The organism is Kitasatospora sp. NPDC098652 (assembly GCF_044760155.1).
In the GTDB taxonomy this organism is placed as follows: domain Bacteria; phylum Actinomycetota; class Actinomycetes; order Streptomycetales; family Streptomycetaceae; genus Kitasatospora.
The window spans coordinates 226,761-245,214 of the sequence record NZ_JBIWAQ010000001.1 but is presented as its reverse complement, the minus strand read 5'-3'; the positions used below and the strand labels follow the sequence as shown (position 1 = coordinate 245,214).

The following is an 18,454-nucleotide window of genomic DNA, read 5'->3' as shown; positions in this document are numbered from 1 at the left end:
CGGCTCAGTGGTACCAGGTGCGGATGGCGGCGGCGGCCTCCCGGACGTCCGCGCGCCCGGCGCGGATGCGGGCGGCGAGGTCGGCGGCGGCCTTCGGGCCGGCGGTGACGGTGACGCCGGAGGCGGTGAGGTAGGCGGCGGCGACGACGGCGGCGAAGTGCTCGTTGCCGGACTCCAGCGCGGGCACCCGGATGAGCTGGTGCATCAGCGCGGCGGCGCGCTGGTGCGGGCCCTCGTACACGGGCACGTCCATGACCTCGTCGGCGTGCCGGGCCACGGCGGCGGAGAGGGTCCCGTAGTCCGTGATGTCCGGGTCGGTGGGCAGGAAGCGGTGGGCGATGTCCAGCAGCCAGGCCCGGTCGATGCGCAGGATCACGCCGCGTCCAGGGCGGGTCCGCGCCGCCTGCGCGCGTGCTGTTCGGGGGCCGCATGGATCTGGACCTGGTCGGCCGGCCGGACGTTCAACCACATGCCCCGAAGCGTAGCCAGGTGTACGGGGAGCTACAAACCGGGCCCGGCGGGTTCGGGGGCGGCGGGGCGGCACCTCCTGACCGGCCGTCATCTTCTGGCCGGCCGTCACCCGTACACCGAGCGGTAGTAGGCCGCCGCCCCCGGGTGCAGGGGGACAGCGCCGGTGGAGACGGCGAAGCGGGGTTCCAGCCGGGCGCCGGCCGTCACCGAGCGCAGCAGGGTGGCCCATTGGTCGAAGAGGATGCCGAGCAGCCGCCGGACGGCGTCCTCGGGGACGCCCGGCCGGGCGGTCAGGTAGTTGCCGACGCCGAGGGTGGGGACGGGCGCGGCCAGGTCGTAGGCGCCGGCGGGCAGGGTGACGGCCGTGTACACCGGGCCGTAGCGCTCCCGCAGTTGAGCGGCGACGGTGTCCAAGGGCACGAACCGCAGCGGCAGTTCACGGGCGAGCGCGGACACCGCGGGGGTCGGCACGCCGCCGGACCAGAACACCGCGTCCAGGGTGCCGTCGCGCAGCGCGTGCAGTGACTCGGCCAGTCCGAGGGACTGCTGCCGTACGTCGATCCCCGCCCGGCGCAGCAGCCGCCCGGCCGTTACCTGGTTGCCGGAGCCCACCGCGCCGGTGGCCACCCGGCGGCCCGCCAGGTCGGCCAGCTCGCGCACCGGCCCGTCGGCCGGGGCGAGCAGGTGCAGGTAGTTGACGTACACCCGGGCCAGCGCCGTCAGGCCGATCGGACGCTCGAAGGTGTCGCGGCCCAGGACGGCGTCCTCGGCGACGTCGGCGGTGGTGAGCGCCAGGTCCACCGAGCCGTCGGCGAGCTGCTGGAGGTTGTCGACGCTGGCCGCGCTGCTCACCGGGGTGAGGGTGAGGTGTCCGCTGGCGTTCACGGCCTCGGTGAAGGAGTGTCCGAAGGCGTTGTACGGCCCGCCCTCGGGCCCGGTGGCCAGCCGCAGCGCGCGGTCCGGTGCCTCGTGGCCGGAGCAGCCGGCCGTGCAGCCCGTGCCGAGGGCCGCCGCCAGGGCCGCGCCCAGCAGGGTGCGGCGGCGCGGGGCGCTGGCGGTCATGGCGGGAAGGGTAGCCCAGCCCGGGGCCGCGGCGGATGTCGGCCCCGGGAACGCGGGCACCGCCGGGCCCTGGGAGCAGGACCCGGCGGTGCCGGAGGTGGTGCGGGGTGCGGGCCGTGCGTCAGGCGCGGCGGCCGCGCTTGCGGCGGGCGAGGAGGACCGCTCCGCCGCCGACCGCCAGCAGGGCGACGGCCGCGGCCGCGATCGGCCCGGTGCTGGAGTTGGCGCCGGTCTCGGCCAGCGGCGGGCCGGAGACGCTGCTGGTGGCCCCGGCGACGGCGGTGGAGCCGGTGGCCGAGGTGGCCGAGCCGGCCGGGGTGGTGGCGGAGGAGCCGCCGGTGGGCCGGCCGCTCGGGGTGTCGCCGCCGACCGGGGCGCCGGTGGTCGGGTCCAGGATCAGGGTGGCCGACTGCGGGTTCTTGAAGTCGAACATGCCCTCGATGGAGCCGGCGTGCTCGTCGAAGGAGGAGTCGCCGATCCGGCCGGTCTTCCAGTTGTCCTCGACGAAGCGCAGGATCGAGGTCTGGTCGGTCTGGGTGTGGTCGACGAAGTTGGCCTTGGCGTACGGCGAGACGACCAGCAGCGGCAGGCGCGGGCCGAAGCCGCAGCGGTCGGCGTAGCCGCCCCAGCCGGCGTCCTTGCCGCACTGGCCGGCGCCGCTCAGGCTGTCGTTGGCCGCGTCCTTGGAGCCGTTGACCGGCTCGGCGAACTTGTGGTCGTACCAGCCGTCCGAGTCGTCGTAGGCGATGACGACGGCGGTGGAGGCCCAGTCCTTGGACTTCTGGAGCTTGTTGACGGTGTCGACGACGAACTGCTGCTCGTCCAGCGGGTCGGAGTAACCGGCGTGGCCGTCCTGGTAGTTGGCGGCCTTGAGGTAGCTGACGGCGGGCAGGTTGCCGTGCTGGAGGGCGGCGTCGAAGTCGGTCAGGTCGTACTGGTGGTTGGCCTGGCCGGCGTGGCCGATCTCGTCGACGTCCTTCGGAGCGAGGTGCTGCGGGTTGGCCGTGGACTTGTAGTACTGGAAGGGCTCGTGGTGCGGGTTGTAGTCGGTCTGCGAGGCGCCCACGATGTTCTTGTGCGCGGAGTCGCAGACCGCCTTGCCGTCCTTGGTCCCGGTCGGCTTGAAGCCGCCCTGGAACCAGCCCCAGCTGACGCCCTTGTCGTTGAGCAGGTCGCCGACGTTCCTGCCGGTCATCACCAGGTGGTTGTGCGCGGGGCTGGAGCAGTCGTCGTAGCCCGGGTCCGGGTCGTTGATGACGGTGCCGACGCCCTTGGCGTCCGGGGAGGCCACCACGTAGGCGTCGGTGGTCTGCTGGCCGGTCTTCGGGTCGACCGGGTAGCCGCCGTGGGTGTTGCCGGTGATCAGGTTGATCGCGCCCGGGGTGGAGGGCCCGTAGTTGGTACCGAAGGAGTTGTCGCTCATCGCGAAGCGCTGGGCGTAGTTCCAGTAGCCGGTGACGGTGTTGCCGTCGTAGTAGTCCATCACCAGGCCGGGCGCGGTGTACATCGGAGCCTTGCAGTTCTCGATGTCGGTGTGCTCGACGAACTTGTCCATCTTGCCGCCGTCGAAGGCGAGCTGCTCGTCCTTGTAGGTGTGGTCCTGGTCGCAGGTGACCGCCTGGGACGGGCTCAGCCGGACCGGGTTGTTCCGGTTCGGGTTCTTGTGCAGCAGGTCGTCGCTCAGGCCGTCCACCTTGGGGGTGTCGGGCTTGGCGGTGAACTTCACCTTGTCGTCGGCGGTGTTGGCCGCGTTCGGGTAGGTGCCGAAGTAGTGGTCGAAGGAGACGTTCTCCTGGAATATCACCACCAGGTGCTTGACCGGGGTGGCGGTCTGCGGGCCGTCGGCGGCGAAGGCCGCGGGGGCACCGCCGAAGGCGGTCAGCGAGGCAGCACCGAGCAGGCCGGCGCCGTAGCGGAGCCACCTGTTGCGGGAGGGAACTGCGTGCATGGTCGGATCCTCGACGTCATCGTCATGTGTGTCAGAAGTTGGGGCCGTGACGCGCGTAGCACGAGCGGCGCGGCGGCTAGACGCTAGAGCGTAGCGGTGAACACGGTTGACGAGTGCATGTGAACACGCGGTAAATCGCCGAGGTACGGAACTCTTCGCCAGGGCTGCCGACGGGCAGACAAGTCCGTTGAATGCCCCCGAATCCGATGAATACGGGACGCCTTTCGACGGTTTCCGGCCAGAAATGTCGCTTCCATCCCGGCGGGGGTCGCCGACGGGTCCGGCGCGAAACCGTGGTCGATCTCACGGCACGCCCCCGCCTCCGCTTCGGAGCGGGGGCGGGGGTGGAGAGGGGGTCGGGGGACCGGGGGCGGGGGTGGTCGGGGTGCCCGCCCCCGGTCCGGTCAGGCTCCGGCCGCGGCGGCCTCGCCCTGGAGGCCCTGGAGCGCGGAGACCAGGGCGTCGACGTCCTGCACGGTGTTGTACAGGGCCAGCGAGGCCCGCGCCGCGCTCTGCAACCCGTAGGCGGCGAGGGCGGGTTGGGCGCAGTGGTGGCCGGCCCGGATGGCGATGCCCTGCTGGTCGAGCGCCCCGGCGAGGGCGATCGGGTCCGTCCCGGCGAGCAGGAAGGTGAGCACCCCGATCTTGCCCGGGGCCTCGCCGATCAGCCGCAGCCCGGGCACCGTCCGCAGTGCCGCGGTGGCGTACGCGGTCAGCTGCTCCTCGTGCGCGGTGGCGGCCGCGCGGTCCAGCCCGGCGACGTACCGCAGGGCGGCCCGCAGCCCGGCGACCCCGCCGATGTGGCCGGTACCGGCCTCCAGGCGGTGCGGGACGGGGGCGTAGCTGGTCTCCTCGAAGCTCACCGAGTCGATCATGTTGCCGCCGCCCTGCCACGGGGGCATGGCCTCCAGCAGCTCCCGCTTGCCGTACAGCGCGCCGATCCCGGTCGGGGCGAAGATCTTGTGCCCCGAGAAGGCGTAGAAGTCGGCGTCCAGCGCGGTGACGTCCACCGGGAAGTGGGCCACCGCCTGGGCGCCGTCGACCAGCACCTTGGCGCCGTAGCGGTGGGCCAGCGCCGTCATCTCGGCCACCGGCGGCACCGTCCCCAGCACGTTGGAGGCGTGGGTGAGGGCCACCAGCTTGGTCCGGAAGGAGAGCAGGTCCCGGTAGGCGTCCTGGTCCAGCTGCCCGTCCGGGAGCAGCGGGATCGGGACGACCCGGGCCCGGCGCTCCTTGGCGATCAGCTGCCAGGGCACCAGGTTGGAGTGGTGCTCGGCGGCGGAGACCAGGATCTCGTCGCCGACGCCGAGGTTGGCCCTGCCCCAGGTCTGGGCCACCAGGTTGACGGCCTCGGTGGTGCCCCGGACGAAGACGATCTCGTCCGGGTCCGGGGCGCCGAGCAGCTTGGCGGCCTCGGCTCGGCCCTCCTCGTAGATCTGGGTGGCCTGCTTGGCGAGGGTGTGCGCCCCCCGGTGGACGTTGGAGGTGCCCGCCGAGTAGTGCTCGCCGACCGCCTCGACCACCTGGCGGGGCTTGAGGGTGGTGGCGCCGTTGTCCAGCCAGACCAGCGGGCGGCCGTTGACCTCGCGGTGCAGTTGGGGGAAGTCGCGGCGGACGGCCTCGACGTCGAAGCCCGCGGCGGGGGCGGTGGGCGGTGAGGGCCGGTCGGCCCGGGTGGGCAGCCAGTAGCGGGGGCCGCCGGCGGCGTGGGCGAGGGCCTCGGGGAGCGGGAGCGGGGGCGCGGCGGCCGGGGAGGCGGTAGGAGCGCTCGGTGCGGCCGCGGCTCCCGGAACGGCCGGTGCTCCAGGAACGGCCGGTGCCCCCGGAACAGTCGGGGCTCCAGGAACGGCCGGTGCCCCCGGGGCCGCGTTGACGCCGGTGCCGCGCCCGAATCCGTCAGGAGTAGTCATGGTAGTTGGACACCTCGACGTTCTGCAGCACGGCGACGGCGTCGTCCACCAGCGCGGCGGTCGAGAAGTAACTGGTCACCAGGTAGGAGGTGATGGCCTGCCGGTCGACGCCCATCGCGCGCACCGCCAGCCCGGGCTCGACCTCGTCCGGGACCTTGGCCGGCCGCAGGCCCACCACGCCCTGACGCTCCTCGCCGACCCGCATCAGCAGGATGTTGGTGGTGCCGGGCGCCGAGTTGGCCGAGCCCTTGAGGTCCAGCTTGTCGGAGGGCAGCAGCGGCACGCCGCGCCAGGTCAGGAACGGGCTGCCGAACAGCTCGACGATCTGCGGCGGCACCCCGCGCCGGGTGCACTCGCGGCCGAACGCGGCGATCGCCCGCGGGTGGGCCAGGAAGAAGGCGGGCTGCTTCCAGACCCGGGCGAGCAGCTCGTCCAGGTCGTCCGGGGTGGGCGCGCCGCCGCGGGTGCGTACCCGCTGGGTGGGCACCACGTTGTTGAGCAGGCCGTACTCGGGGTGGTTGAGCATCTCCCACTCCTGGCGCTCGCGCAACGCCTCGACGGTCAGCCGGAGTTGGGCCTGGACCTGGTCCATGTCGGAGTTGTAGATGTCCGCGACGCGGGTGTGCACCTTGAGCACGGTCTGGGCGATGCTCAGCTCGTACTCGCGCGGGCTCTCGTCGTAGTCGACGAAGGTCTCCGGCAGGTACGGCTCGCCGGAGTGGCCCGAGCTGAGGTCGATCGGGTGCTCGGCGTCCACCTGGCCCCGGGTGGCCGCGAACTCGTCCAGCTGGGTGCGCAACGAGGGCTCCCGGTCGGCGAGTTCGGTGAGCAGGCGGCGGTCCAGGCTGAGCACGGTACAGGAGCTGACGGCCTTCACCCGGTACGGCATCGCGGTGCCGGCCGCCCAGGCGGCGGCGTCGAAGAAGTCGCCGTCGCCGAGCACGCCCAGCAGGGCGTCCTGGCCGTACTCGCCGGTGGCGCGCTTCTCGGCCCGCCCGGAGGCGATGATGTGCAGCTGCTCGGCCGGGGCGTCGGCGTCGACGATCAGCTCGCCGGGCGCGACCTCGCGCTCGGTGAACCCGGCGGCCAGGGCGGTGAGCACCGGGCCGTCGACGTGGCTGAGGAAGGCCAGTTCGCGCAGGTCCTCGGGGATGACCCGGGTGGCGCCGGAGCCGTCGACGTAGGTGCCGACCAGGCCGTCGCCGAGGATGAAGCCCCGGCGGCGGTTGACCCGGAAGACGCCCGCCTCCAGGTCCACCCAGGGCAGCACCCGCAGCAGGTAGCGCGGGGTGATCCCGAGCATCTGCGGCACGGTCTTGGTGGTGGTGGCGAGGTTGCGGGCGGCGGAGGTACTGAGGCTCTGCTGGCTGGGCTGGTTCTGCGGAACGGCCTCGGTGGTCACGGCTGGTCCCCTCTGCGGCAGGTGTGGGAGGACGGGATCCGACCGGTGTCGGACCGCCTCGCCGAATCTTGCCGCCGGAAGGGATTGACGTGGGCACGTTTGAAGGCACCGGAGAGCGGACAGCTCCTGCGCAAACGAGCGACTCCAGCCCGCCAAACTCACTCGAACGGGTGGTCTTTCCATAACGGGGGCCGATGCTTCCCCAAGCGCACCTAGGAAGCACGGGGGGCGAGTTGGGGCGCACGGCGGGGGCGCCCCGGCCCGGGTGCCGGAGGGGGCGGGCTGCATCTGTGGGTCGGGCCGCCGCCGGGCCTGACCGAGGAGGCCGCGGCCGCGGGACCGGCCGGCTTGGCGGAGGCCGCCGCGCGCCTGGGGTCCGACGCGCGGGGGCTGGTGGCTCAGGCGTGGACCACAGGCTTGGACCCTCAGGCGTGGACCTCAGACGCGGACCTCAGGCGTCGGCCTCCGGCACGGACCTCAGGCGTAGACCGCGATCCGGGGCTCGACCGTGCCCCGGGCGGGCGCGTGCAGGACGGTGATGCGGTAACTCTCGGTGAGGGTGTGGCCGGAGTGCAGGACGATCTTCGCCGGGACCAGCGCGGTGTACAGCGTGCCGGTCTGGCTGGCCAGCGGCACGGTGTGCCAGCTGCCGTCCGTCCCCCGCAGCTCCAGCCGGATGTCGGAGGGGCTGAGGAACGGGCCCCGCTGGGGCGACTCGACCAGGATCTGCGGGGCGACCGTCTGATCCTTGGGGGTGTCGTTGCGGTAACGGAAGGTGATCCGGTGCGGCGCCCGGTCGGTCGGCAGTGCGGAGTTGGGCAGGTCCACGAAGCGCACCGGCGCGGCAGCGGCCGGACCGGAGGCGGCTGCCGTGCGGCCCGTGCTGCCTGTGGTGCCCGAAGAAGTCGGGGTGGCCGTGGCGGCCGGGGGCGCGGCGGCCGCCCGCGCGGGCGCCGTGAGCGCTGCGGCGGGCAGGACGGCGAGGGCGGCGGCGGTCAGCACCAGAGCCCGGCGGGGGATCGTCCTGGACGGCATGGCGCCTCCTTCGGTCGAGGGGCGGCTGGGGGCCGGTCGCCCGGCGGACGGTGTCCGCGGGGCCACGGACGGTCGCCGGCCGGGCGGTTCGTACTCCACCACCTTGCACGTGCCCGGCGGATGGCGCATCCGCCGGGCACAGGCCCGGCGGATGCGGTGATCAGCGCAGCGGGCGGCAGAGCAGCGCGTCCGGGACGCCGTACTGGAGCCAACGCCAGGTGTCGGCGACCCCGGCGACGTACTCGCCGTCGGCGCACTGGCCCTTGTAGGAGCCGGGCGCCCAGTCGCTCGCGACCGAGCCGCCGTTCGCCGGCCGGTTGTCGCCGTGGTCGAACCAGACCGTGCGACCGGTGCTCGGCAGCGCGGTGGCGGCCGGGGCGCAGAGCAGTGCGGACATCGCGTTGTTGCGCACGCTGTAGCCCACGACGAAGGCGTTGTCCGGGCACTGGAGCTTGTCGTAGCCGGAGGCCCAGTCGCCGCCTGTGACGTAGCGCTGGTCGGTGACGGTCACCCAGTCCCCGGCGCCCAGCGGCGGCTGCCCCGCGTCGGTGCACAGGCCCCGGCTGCTGCCGCGGCCGAGGCCGGCCAGCCGCTGGCCGTCCGGGCAGTCGCCCTTGCGGTTGCCGGGGCTCCAGTCGGGCCGGGCCAGCATCCGGGCCGAGACGTTCTGGTCGCCGTGGTCGAGGTCGAGCATGTTCCAGCGGACGACCGGTGTGACCGGCCCGGTGTACGAGGGGGCGTTCACCAGCTTGTTCCAGTCGGCCGCGCGCCAGTCGCCCGGGTCGTTCAGGCCGAGCTGCCGGCCGCCGGTGTCGTAGGAGAGCAGCGCCCAGCTGTCGTTCGGGACGCCGTCGTGCTGCCAGCCGACCAGCGGCCAGACCGCGAAGTCGGTGTCGTTGGCGACCAGGAGGTCGGTGAAGCGGTCGAACCAGGCCTGCTCCTTGGCGTCGGTCGAGCCGCGCCCGGCGGCGCCGAACTCGCTGACCCAGACCGGGGCGGTGAAGTGCTGGCCGTCCTGGGTGACGAACAGTGCCTCCTGGTTCACCACCTGGGCGAGCTGCTCGGGGGTGAACTCCTCGTAGCGCGGGTCGGAGGTCGAGCCCGGGCCGCTGCCGGCGCCGGTGTTGGCCGGGCCGGTGTAGGCGTAGAAGTGCGCCGCGTAGACCAGCTTGTCGGACCGGATCAGGGTGTTGGACAGGGTCGCCACCGGGGTGAGCATCGGCCGGCCGTGGGAGAACCCGGCGGCGGGGATGCCGTACCAGTTGATGCCCTCCATGATCACCAGCAGGTCCGGGTCGGCCTGGAGGATCCGGTTGCCGGCCTCCTCGAAGGCCGCGTACTCGTCGTGGGCGTCGCCCAGGCCCCAGTTGGGGTCGTCCCAGGTGTCGCGGCGCACCTCGTTGCGCAGGTCCGCGCCGACCACCCGCTTGTCGGCCTTGTAGCGGTTCGCCATGAACACCCAGTCGTCCTCCCACTGCTGGGTGCTCTGACCGCTGTTCCAGCGCTCGTTGCCGTCCAGGCCGCAGCAGAAGCGGTAGCTGGTGGTGTGGTTGTTGAGGACGACCGCGAACCCGTCGGCGGTCATCGCGGCCACCACGGCGTCGTAGATCTGCAAGGGGGTCCGGCCCCTGAGCTGGGGGTTGGCGGCGACGGCGGCGTCCGGGACGGCGGCGGTGTCGTGGATCATCGCGTTGGCGAACGGCAGCCGGACGGCGTTCAGGCCCAGGCCGTGGAAGCCCGCCAGGATCCGGTCGATCGGGGCCCGGTCCAGCCCGAGCGGGATGTTGTACGAGACCTGGCCGGCCTGGTTGTCCGCGGGGTCCGTGGTCGAGCCGCTGCCCTCCCAAGTCCCCTGTGCTCCGGCCCAGTTGCCGGCCTTGAGTTTGAACCGGTCGCCGTTGGCGTCGACCACGTACCGCCCCCGGGTGCTCAGCGGGCCGGTCCAGGAGGCGGCGAGCTGGGCGCCGGTCTGCACGGGCGCGGCGGCCTGGCTGGCGGGGGCCGTGGGCGCGGCGGGGGCGGCCGCTTGTGCGGGTGGGGCGGCGCTGATGAGCGCGGCCAGCAGGCCGGCCGCCGCGAGCACGGCGGTGCGGGCCGTTCTGAGGGGTGTCACGGATGCTCCGGTGAGGGTGACGGGGGCAGGGCTTGTTGACGGTACGTCAAAAGCACTGCCGGAACGAGACCCGTGGACCGGCCTCCGGTGGAGCGGGCGCGACCGTGCCCCGGTGCCGACGGGGGAGCCGGTGGGGGAGGCGGCGGGGGAGCCGGTGAACCACCCGGAGCGCGGGCCCCGCGGCCTGGCCGCCGGACGTGAGCCCGCCGGGTCGCCGGGGTGGGCCGGGGCTCGGACTCGCCGCCGGGGGTGCGATCCGCCCGAACCGGCCCGCGGGCCCCCTTCGACCTCGGTCACCAGGGAAATTCCGGGATTCGTGAATCGAACCCCGAGAACGGGGAAGGCGCAGCATGCCTCCGCACCAGCGAAGGATCACACCGGGAGGGCGAAGGAACGGAGCTCGTCGTGATCGTCCTCGGAGTCATCCTCCTCGTCATCGGATTCGTCAGCGGCATTTCCATCCTGTGGACCGTCGGCGTCATCCTGCTTCTCATCGGCCTCGTCCTGCTGGTCATGGGCGCGGTCGGCCGCGAGGTCGGCGGCCGCCGCCACTACTGGTAGGCGCGGCCGTTCGGCGGCAGGGCGCCGCGTCCGCGCGTCGGACGCCATCACGACGCGCGGACCCATCACGACGCGCCGGACGCCATCACGAAAGGAACCAGTCATGAGTATCGGCAAGAAGGCCGCGCACAAGGCCGAAGAGGTCAAGGGCAGTGTGAAGAAGACCGTCGGGCGGGCCACCGGCGACCGCGTCCTGGAGGCGGAGGGCCGCGGCGACCAGGCCAAGGGCGACCTCAAGCAGGCCGGGGCCAAGGTCAAGGACGCCTTCAAGCACTGACCGGCCCGGCGTGGCGCCGGAAGGCGCCCGCCGTTCCCCTCCGGGCCCGGCTCCGTCCGAGGAGCCGGGCCCGAAGGGGAACGAGCACGTTCCGGACCGCCGGGCCTTCCGGACCGCCGGGCCTTCCTCCCGTCGGTCCGAGCGCTTATGACAACAGCATTGACGTGAAACGACGCCGCCGGTTTCATGGCTCGCACTTCCCCACCCCCGGGCGCCCCCCGAACCTCCGCGCCCGCCCCCACATCCCCCCACGAGCAAGGCGGTGATCCGTTGGCATCGACGCTGAGGGACGACACGGGCAGCGGCCCGAGAACCGGCGCGCAGCACGGCGCCATGCACAAGTCCATCGGCCTGCTGGACGGCGCGGCCATCGCCGCCTCCAGTACGGCCGCCACCAGCAGCATCGGGATCGGCCTCGGGCTGATGGCGGGCGTGGTCGGCCTCCACCTGCCCGCGATCATGCTGTTGGCCTTCCTCCCCGTCCTCGCCATCGCGGGCGGCTACGGACGCCTGAACGCCGTCGAACCCGACGCCGGCAGCAGCTACCGCTGGGTCGGCCGCACGCTCAGCCCCTGGCTGGGCTTCCTCACCGGCTGGGTGAACACCGTCGGCACCGTGGTCTTCATGGCCTACACCACCACCGTCACCGGCTCGGCCGTCATCCAACTCCTCGACCAGGCGCACCTGCGCAGCATCGCCGGACTGCGTCTGGACGCCGACTCCACCGTCCAGTGCACCGTGCTCGGCCTGGTCGTCCTGATCGGCGCCGCGCTGGTCGCCGTCCGCGGCCTCGACCTCGCCGCCCGACTCCAGAAGGCCCTGCTGGTCTTCGAGTACGCGGTGCTGCTCGGCTTCTGCGGCTACGGCCTGTTCGCCGGCGACCAGCCCTTCTCGCTCCACTGGTTCAACCCCTTCGACCTGCCCTCCTTCGGGGCCCTGGCCCAGGGCATGGTGCTCGCGGTCTTCTGCTACTGGGGGTTCGAGTCCGTGTTCAGCGTCAGCGAGGAGGTCCGCGACCCGCGGGACGCCTCCCGCGGCGGCTTCCTGGCCCTGGTGGTCATGCTGCTGCTCTTCCTGCTCGCCGGGACGGCCTTCCAACGGGTGCTCCCGCTCGCCGAGTTGGCCGACAACGGCGCCCACGGACTCACCTACTTCGGCACCACCCTCGCCCACCAGCCGCTCGCCGCACTGCCGTTGATCGCACTCACCTTCTCCGCGGTGGCCTCGCTCCAGTCCTCGGTGATCCCGACCGCGCGCGGGATGTACGCGATGGGGCGCGACGGCGTGCTCGGCCCGGTCTGGACCAGGCTGCACCCCCGGCACGCCACCCCCGCCGTCGGCACCCTGCTGGTCACCGGCTTCGCCGCGCTGCTCGCCCTCGCCTCGATCGCCATCCCGACCGTCAACGACCTGATCTCGGCCGCCGTCAACGCGATCGGCATCATCGTCGCCCTCTACTACGCGCTCACCGCCGTCGCCTCCGCCGTCCGCTTCCGCGGCCTGCTGCGCACCGACCCGGTGCAGGGCCTGCGCGCGGTGGTCGGCCCACTGCTCGGCGCGGCGGCGCTGCTCGCCGTCGGCGGCTACCTGGCCTGGACCTTCTACGACTCCACCGACCACTTCGAACTGTCCGCCGACAACGGCTGGTTCGAGCTGACCGTGGTGGTGCTGATGATCGTCACCGGCCTCCCGTCGGCGGCCTGGGCCCGCTGGCGGCGCCGCTCGCCGTACTTCCTCGACCCGACCGCCTGAGCCGCACCGCCCGTACCGCCCGCACTCCCGTACCGCACGAACGGAGCACCACCCATGACCGAGGCCGACCTCGTCCTCACCCACGGCCCCGTCCACACCGGCGACGCCGCCCGTACCCGGGCGAGCAGCCTGGCCGTGACCGGAGGGCGGATCACCGCCGTCGGCCACGACGAGGTCCACCAGTTGATCGGGCCGCGCACCGAGGTCGTGGACCTCACCGGCAAGCTGCTGCTGCCCGGCTTCCAGGACGCCCACGTCCACGCGGTCTACGGCGGCGTCGAGTTGGCCGCCTGCGACCTCACCGGTACGGTCGGCGTGGCCGAGTACCTGGACCGGATCCGCGACTACGCCGAGGCCAACCCCGACCAGGAGTGGATCACCGGCAGCGGCTGGTCCCTGGAGAGCTTCGAAGGCGGCCTGCCCACAAGGCAGTTGCTCGACTCCGTCGTCCCCGACCGCCCGGTCTACCTGACCAACCGGGACCACCACGGCGCCTGGGCCAACACCCGGGCCCTGGAGCTGGCCGGCCTCACCCGGGACACCCCCGACCCGGCCGACGGCCGGATCGAACGCGAACCCGACGGCACCCCGGCGGGCACCCTCCAGGAGGGCGCCACCGCACTGGTCGCCCGCCTGGTGCCCCCGGCCACCGCCGCCCAGCGACTGGCCGGCCTGCTCCGGGCCCAGCGTCTGCTGCACTCGCTCGGCATCACCGGCTGGCAGGACGCCCTGCTCGGCGAGTTCAACGGCCAGCCGGACCCGTCCGACGCCTACCTGGCCGCCGCCCGCTCCGGCGAACTGACCGCCCGGGTCACCGGCGCGCTCTGGTGGGACCGCGCGCGCGGCGCCGAACAGATCCCCGAACTCGTCCGGCGCCGCGCCGAGTTGAGCCACGGCCGGTTCCGGGCCGGCTCGGTGAAGATCATGCAGGACGGCATCGCGGAGAACTTCACCGCCGCGATGACCAGCCCCTACCTGGACGGCTGCGGCTGCGCCACCGCCAACTCCGGCCTCAGCTTCGTCGATCCGGCCGCGCTCTGCGAGTACGTCACCGAACTCGACGCGCTCGGCTTCCAGGTGCACTTCCACGCCCTCGGCGACCGGGCCGTCCGCGAGGCGCTGGACGCCGTCGAGGCCGCCCGGGCGAAGAACGGCCGACGCGACACCCGGCACCACCTCGCCCACCTCCAGGTGGTGCACCCGGACGACCTGCCCCGCTTCGCCCGGCTCGGCGCCGTCGCCAACATCCAGCCGCTGTGGGCCGCGCACGAACCGCAGATGGACGAACTCACCATCCCCTTCCTCGGCCCCGAACGCGCCGCCTGGCAGTACCCCTTCGGCGGCCTCCAGCGGGCCGGCGCCACCCTCGCGGCGGGCAGCGACTGGCCGGTGAGCAGCCCCGACCCGCTGGCGGGCCTGCACGTCGCCGTCAACCGGATGGAACCCGGCGCCACCGACGGCCGGGTCTTCCTGCCCGAGCAGCGCCTCGACCTCGCCTCCGCCCTCGCCGCCTACACCGCCGGCTCCGCCCACGTGAACGGCCACGACGACGCCGGCACGCTCGCCGTCGGGCAACTCGCCGACCTGGTCGTGCTCGACCGCGACATCCTCACCGGCCCCCCGGAGCAGATCGCCGAAGCCCGCGTGCTGCGCACCTACGTGGGGGGTGAACTCGTCCACGCGGCCGAGTGACCGACCACGGGCCGCCGGGCCGCCGGCCCGGCGACCCGTGCCCGCGTGGCGACCCTGCCGCCCTGCGGCGTGGCGCGTCCCTGCCGGTGGCGCGTCCCTGCCGTACGGCCTCGGGGCTCCTCGGCCCCTGGGCGCCCTGCCGTCCGCGACGGGCCTCGCGCCTGGCGCCGCCCGCCCCTCGGGCCGGGCTCCGCCCTCCCGCCCGCCCCGCGGGCCGGGCTCCGCCCTCCCGCCCGCCCGTCGGGCGGCCTCCCCCCCTCAGCCCGCCGCCAGGCGGGCCGCTGCGGCGTCGAGCAGCAGGTCGAGCGCGTACGGGTAGCCGCTGCGCCGCATGTCGGTGGAGAGCAGGTGGGCGGTGGCGGCGATGTGGGGGTGGGTGGCGGCGTCGAGGCGGGCGTAGGAGGCCTGCCAGACCTGGAGGTCGGCCGTGGCCGCGGCGGCGGGGAGGGCGAGGGCGGCGGCGTCCAGGGCGGCGAAGCCGAGGCTCTGGTCGACGAAGGCGTGGTAGATCGCGACGGCCTCCGGGTCGGGGAAGCCGGCGGTGCGCAGCACTCCGAGGATCGTCTCGACGGCGGCCGCCTCGTGGCTGCGTCCGGTGGTGCGGTGGGCGGCCAGCAGGGCGGCCTGGGGGTGGGCGAGGTAGGCGGTGTGGATCCGCAGGCCGATGGAGCGCAGGTCGGCGCGCCAGTCGCCGGTGGGGCGCCAGCCGGCCTGGGCGCGCCCGATGAGCTCGTCGGCGATGGCCAGCAGCAGGTCGTCGGTGCTGTGGAAGTAGCGGTAGACGGCACTGGGGTCGGCGCCGAGCGCGGTGCCGAGCCGGCGGACGGTGAGCGCCTCGGCGCCGTGCTGCCCGACCAGCCGCAGTGCGGTGTCGATGATCAGCTCCCGGGAGAGCACGACGCCCTGCTTGGTGGGTCGCCGCCGACGGCGCTGGGGCTCGGGGACCACGCGTTCGCTCATGCCCGCAGGTTATGTCAGCGGTGTTGACGCAGGACAGGGGTGGGAGGTGTCGTTCGCGGTCGGACCGTGGGGGAGGTCGAGCGCGGGCAAAGGTTGCTCCTGGGGCTGGTGGGTTGGAATGAATCGTGGACGGTTCTGTGCAGGCCGTGACGAATTCCCGGGGCATTCGTAGTGCTGTTCGAGGTTCGGCCACCCTCCGTGGTCGGGCGGCTTTGTCGACTTGGCGCTCATTCCGTGTCGAGAGCTTGTCCGGGTCCGGGTTCCCGCTGGTGAGAGGGGGTGAAACCTGGCCATCCGTCAGGGAAGTCGTGGTGGATACGTCTGACAGGTCATCAAAGTTCCACAATCGACCACCCGGTTGGGTGAAATCCCTTTAAGCTCACGTTAACCACAGCAGTTTCAGGCCACGCTGTGGGCTCCCTCAGGTAGTCGGGCCATTTGGGCTCTTTGGACCATGAGAGCAGGGATGAACACAACGAATGAACTGATGAACGGCGCCGCGCGCGGCCCGGACCGGTCACGGGCGGGCCGGTCCGGCCGCCGCGTCGTGGGCCGGATCGCGGCGCTCGCCGTCGTCGTCGGCAGCAGCTCGCTGGCGGCGGTCCCGGCGGCGGTCTCGCAGACCGGCGACGGGACGGTCACGGTCCGGGTGATCCGGGCCGTGGACGACTCCGGCACCTGGACGCCCGCGCTGGAGCCGAACATGGCGGGCGTCAAGGTGACCCTCACCGACGACGCCGGGGTGTCGATCGACGGCACCACGGCGGCGGACGGCACGGTCACCCTGGCGCCCGCGACCAGCAAGGCCACCGGCGGCAAGTACCGCGTCCAGGTGGTGAATCCGAAGCCGGGCGTGCTGTTCCCGGCCTTCGCCTCCCGCCAGGGCCTGGACGGCGCGCCGAACCAGCTCAGCTCCAACGAGGAGTTCGTCGACCTCAGCCGGGGCAAGAACGTCTCCTACACCACCGGGCTGTGGAACCCGGCGGACTACTGCCAGAAGAACGCTCCGCTGGTGACCGCCTGCCAGACGCCCACCTACCAGGGCAAGTCCGAGCGCACCCTGGTCTCCTTCCCGTACAGCGCGCGCGGTCAGGAGGGCCCGGGCAAGGACGTCGTCGCGACGAAGGTCGCCACCGACGCGGACACCGGAACGATCTTCGGCATCGCCTGGAACAAGGCCGACAAGCGGGTGTTCTCCGCGGCGACGGCCAAGCGCACCACCGACTACGGCCCCGCCGGCTCCGGCGGGATCTACGTCACCGACATGAGCGACCCCACCAAGCCGGGGAGGACGAGCGTCTTCACCACCGTCCCGAACGCGGGCAGCACCGCGCACGGGTCCGGGACGGACGACGCCTTCCTCGACGTCCCCGGGAAGGAGAGCCTGGGCGGCATCAAGATCACCGACGACGGCAAGGACCTGTTCGTCGTCAACCTGAACGACCGCAAGCTCTACCGCTACGACGCCACCGCGCCGACGGCCTCGGCGCCGAAGGCCGCCTACCCGATCCCGGACCCCGGCTGCCCGTCGGCTGCGGACTGGCGTCCTTACGGTCTGGGGCTGCAGGACGGCACCGGCTTCCTCGGCGGGGTCTGCTCCGGCGAGTCCACCGGCAAGCTCACCGACGTGCGCGCCCTGGTCCTGCCGTTCGACCTGGGCACCGGGGCGTTCGGCAAGCCGGTGCTGGACCAGCCGATGGACTACCCGCGGCAGTCCACCGTCGGTGGCGGCCCGTGCGACGGCGCCGGCTGGTTCGCCTGGACCAGCACCTTCCCGGCCTCGCAGAACGGCAAGGTCTGCGGCAACAGCACCATCGCGTTCCCCGAGCCCGAGCTCGGCGAGATCCTGTTCGAGACCGACGGCTCGATGCTGCTGGCCTTCAAGGACCGCTTCGCCGACCGCGGACCGGGCGCCCCGGCGCCCAACTCGGCCACCGTGATGTCCGGCGGCGACCTCAACAAGGCCTGCCCGTCGAACGGCACGTACGTGATGGACGTCAACCTCGGCTGCGGCAAGACCGTTCGCGGTGCTCGGTTCTTCTCCACCGGCTGGGACGCCGTCGGCCACCACAACACGGTGTTCGCCGGCATCGCGCTCTCGAAGGTCGAGAGCACCGTGGCGGGCTCCGCCTTCGACCCGGACCACACCCCGGTCGGCTACGGCACCTCCTTCATGGAGCGCGCGGACGGCAGCCACGACCCGAAGTTCGGGCTGCGGCTGACCCCGGCGGGGACCGGCTCCCCGTTCGGCAAGGGCGCGGCGATGGGTGACCTGGAAGTGCTCTGCGACCAGGCGCCGCTGCAGATCGGCAACCGGGTCTGGTACGACCCCGAGCGCAAGGGCATCCAGAACCCGGGTCAGACCCCGGTCAAGGGCGCCACCGTCAACCTCTACGACGAGTCGGGGAAGGTCCTCGGCACCACGAAGACCACGGCGCGCGGCGAGTACTACTTCGACAACAGCAACGTCCCCGGAGGCCTCAAGCCGCACACCAAGTACACCATCCGGATCGACAACCCCGCCGACTACGCCAAGGGCGGCCCGCTGTACCACTGGGTGCCCACCGACCACGACGTCGGCGACAACCACTTCATCGACTCGAAGGGCATCGTCCCCGCCGGCGCCAAGTTCCCCGAACGGGCGCTGACCACCGGCGGACCGGGCGAGAACGACCACACCTTCGACTTCGGCTACCGCCAGCAGGAGGGCGCGCTCAAGCTGGTCAAGAACGACCAGGACGGCAAGCCGCTCGCCGGTGCCAAGTTCCAGCTCTGGCACGAGACCAACGGCACCGACGGCCTCCAGGCCACCGGGGCCAAGCCGGACACGCCCGTCGGTGACCCGTGCACCACCGGCAAGGACGGCATCTGCCAGGGCACCGGCGTGCCCGGGACGTACTACTGGCAGGAGTTGAGCCCGCCCGACGGCTACTCGGCGCCCGACAACACGGTCTTCGGACCGTTGGTGCTCACCGCCGACAACCTGGAGGACGGGGTCAGCGTCACGGCCGTCAACAAGCTCATCCCCACCCCGACGCCCACCGCCTCGTCGACGCCGACCCCGACGCCGACGACGGCCCCGCCGACGACCCCGCCGAGCACGCCGAACCCGCCGGCGCCCGCTCCCGGCGGCGAACTCCCGCACACCGGGGCCAGCGGCGCCATGCCGCTGATCGCGACCGGCGCCGCGGTGCTGATCGCCCTCGGCGCGGGACTGTTCCTGGTGGTTCGCCGACGCCGGGGCCAGCACCAGTAGCCCTGCTGTCGGCCA

Annotated in this window: 13 protein-coding genes; 5 read left to right on the top strand and 8 right to left on the bottom strand. The window is 72.9% G+C overall.

Features of this window, described 5'->3' with window-relative positions; all coding sequences use genetic code 11:
* Nucleotides 1-4 precede the first annotated feature (4 nt).
* The 7 genes from ACIQWA_RS01045 to ACIQWA_RS01015 form a co-directional block, all read right to left on the bottom strand.
* Nucleotides 5-376, bottom strand: coding sequence for a fic family toxin-antitoxin system, toxin component (locus tag ACIQWA_RS01045; protein ID WP_402476487.1), 372 nt, complete (start codon nt 374-376; stop codon nt 5-7).
* Between the two features lie 200 nt (nt 377-576).
* Entirely contained in the window at nt 577-1,533 is a 957-nt protein-coding gene (locus ACIQWA_RS01040) for a TAXI family TRAP transporter solute-binding subunit (RefSeq protein WP_402476485.1), read from the bottom strand.
* A 121-nt stretch (nt 1,534-1,654) separates the two neighbouring features.
* Nucleotides 1,655-3,481 carry a phospholipase C gene (locus tag ACIQWA_RS01035; protein WP_402476484.1) on the bottom strand — a complete coding sequence of 609 codons (1,827 nt, stop codon included), beginning with the start codon at nt 3,479-3,481 and terminating at the stop codon, nt 1,655-1,657.
* A gap of 404 nt (nt 3,482-3,885) precedes the next feature.
* Nucleotides 3,886-5,391, bottom strand: a complete 1,506-nt coding sequence (locus ACIQWA_RS01030; RefSeq protein ID WP_402476481.1) for a SufS family cysteine desulfurase — start codon at nt 5,389-5,391, stop codon at nt 3,886-3,888.
* Complete coding sequence (locus tag ACIQWA_RS01025; RefSeq protein WP_402476478.1) at nt 5,378-6,793, bottom strand: family 2B encapsulin nanocompartment shell protein; 1,416 nt, start codon at nt 6,791-6,793, stop codon at nt 5,378-5,380. Before ACIQWA_RS01025 ends, ACIQWA_RS01030 begins: the two co-directional genes overlap by 14 nt.
* Nucleotides 6,794-7,270: 477 nt before the next feature.
* Entirely contained in the window at nt 7,271-7,828 is a 558-nt protein-coding gene (locus tag ACIQWA_RS01020) for a signal peptide protein (RefSeq protein ID WP_402476475.1), read from the bottom strand.
* 160 nt (nt 7,829-7,988) lie between these two features.
* Nucleotides 7,989-9,941, bottom strand: coding sequence for a glycoside hydrolase family 5 protein (locus ACIQWA_RS01015; RefSeq protein ID WP_402476473.1), 1,953 nt, complete (start codon nt 9,939-9,941; stop codon nt 7,989-7,991).
* Nucleotides 9,942-10,346: 405 nt separating this feature from the next.
* Here ACIQWA_RS01015 and ACIQWA_RS01010 point away from each other — a divergent pair, with 405 nt between their 5' ends.
* The 4 genes from ACIQWA_RS01010 to ACIQWA_RS00995 all read left to right on the top strand — a co-directional run bounded on the left by ACIQWA_RS01010 (nt 10,347) and on the right by ACIQWA_RS00995 (nt 14,223).
* Nucleotides 10,347-10,502, top strand: a complete 156-nt coding sequence (locus ACIQWA_RS01010) for a DUF6131 family protein (protein ID WP_360241040.1) — start codon at nt 10,347-10,349, stop codon at nt 10,500-10,502.
* Nucleotides 10,503-10,605: 103 nt separating this feature from the next.
* Nucleotides 10,606-10,779 carry a CsbD family protein gene (locus tag ACIQWA_RS01005; RefSeq protein WP_360241043.1) on the top strand — a complete coding sequence of 58 codons (174 nt, stop codon included), beginning with the start codon at nt 10,606-10,608 and terminating at the stop codon, nt 10,777-10,779.
* A 333-nt stretch (nt 10,780-11,112) separates the two neighbouring features.
* On the top strand, nt 11,113-12,531 hold the full coding sequence (locus ACIQWA_RS01000; RefSeq protein ID WP_402476470.1) for an APC family permease: 1,419 nt from the start codon (nt 11,113-11,115) through the stop codon (nt 12,529-12,531).
* 54 nt (nt 12,532-12,585) lie between these two features.
* Complete coding sequence (locus tag ACIQWA_RS00995; protein WP_402476468.1) at nt 12,586-14,223, top strand: amidohydrolase; 1,638 nt, start codon at nt 12,586-12,588, stop codon at nt 14,221-14,223.
* Between the two features lie 258 nt (nt 14,224-14,481).
* Here the strand turns inward: ACIQWA_RS00995 and ACIQWA_RS00990 are convergent, their stop codons facing one another.
* Nucleotides 14,482-15,183, bottom strand: coding sequence for a TetR/AcrR family transcriptional regulator (locus ACIQWA_RS00990; protein ID WP_402476465.1), 702 nt, complete (start codon nt 15,181-15,183; stop codon nt 14,482-14,484).
* Between the two features lie 466 nt (nt 15,184-15,649).
* On the opposite strand from ACIQWA_RS00990, the gene ACIQWA_RS00985 reads away from it, so the two are divergent.
* The gene (locus ACIQWA_RS00985) at nt 15,650-18,439 is read left to right on the top strand and encodes an SdrD B-like domain-containing protein (RefSeq protein ID WP_402476462.1); all 2,790 of its coding nucleotides are present in this window, start codon (nt 15,650-15,652) and stop codon (nt 18,437-18,439) included.
* The last annotated feature ends 15 nt before the right edge of the window (nt 18,440-18,454 follow it).

Excerpts from the sequence above, each read along its gene's own strand:
- ACIQWA_RS01040 (WP_402476485.1), bottom strand. The coding sequence starts at position 1,533 with ATGACCGCCAGCGCCCCGCGCCGCCGCACCCTGCTGGGCGCGGCCCTG.
- ACIQWA_RS01035 (WP_402476484.1), bottom strand. The coding sequence starts at position 3,481 with ATGCACGCAGTTCCCTCCCGCAACAGGTGGCTCCGCTACGGCGCCGGC.
- ACIQWA_RS01030 (WP_402476481.1), bottom strand. The coding sequence starts at position 5,391 with ATGACTACTCCTGACGGATTCGGGCGCGGCACCGGCGTCAACGCGGCC.
- ACIQWA_RS01020 (WP_402476475.1), bottom strand. The coding sequence starts at position 7,828 with ATGCCGTCCAGGACGATCCCCCGCCGGGCTCTGGTGCTGACCGCCGCC.
- ACIQWA_RS01005 (WP_360241043.1), top strand. The coding sequence starts at position 10,606 with ATGAGTATCGGCAAGAAGGCCGCGCACAAGGCCGAAGAGGTCAAGGGC.
- ACIQWA_RS01000 (WP_402476470.1), top strand. The coding sequence starts at position 11,113 with ATGCACAAGTCCATCGGCCTGCTGGACGGCGCGGCCATCGCCGCCTCC.
- ACIQWA_RS00995 (WP_402476468.1), top strand. The coding sequence starts at position 12,586 with ATGACCGAGGCCGACCTCGTCCTCACCCACGGCCCCGTCCACACCGGC.
- ACIQWA_RS00990 (WP_402476465.1), bottom strand. The coding sequence starts at position 15,183 with ATGAGCGAACGCGTGGTCCCCGAGCCCCAGCGCCGTCGGCGGCGACCC.
- ACIQWA_RS00985 (WP_402476462.1), top strand. The coding sequence starts at position 15,650 with ATGAACACAACGAATGAACTGATGAACGGCGCCGCGCGCGGCCCGGAC.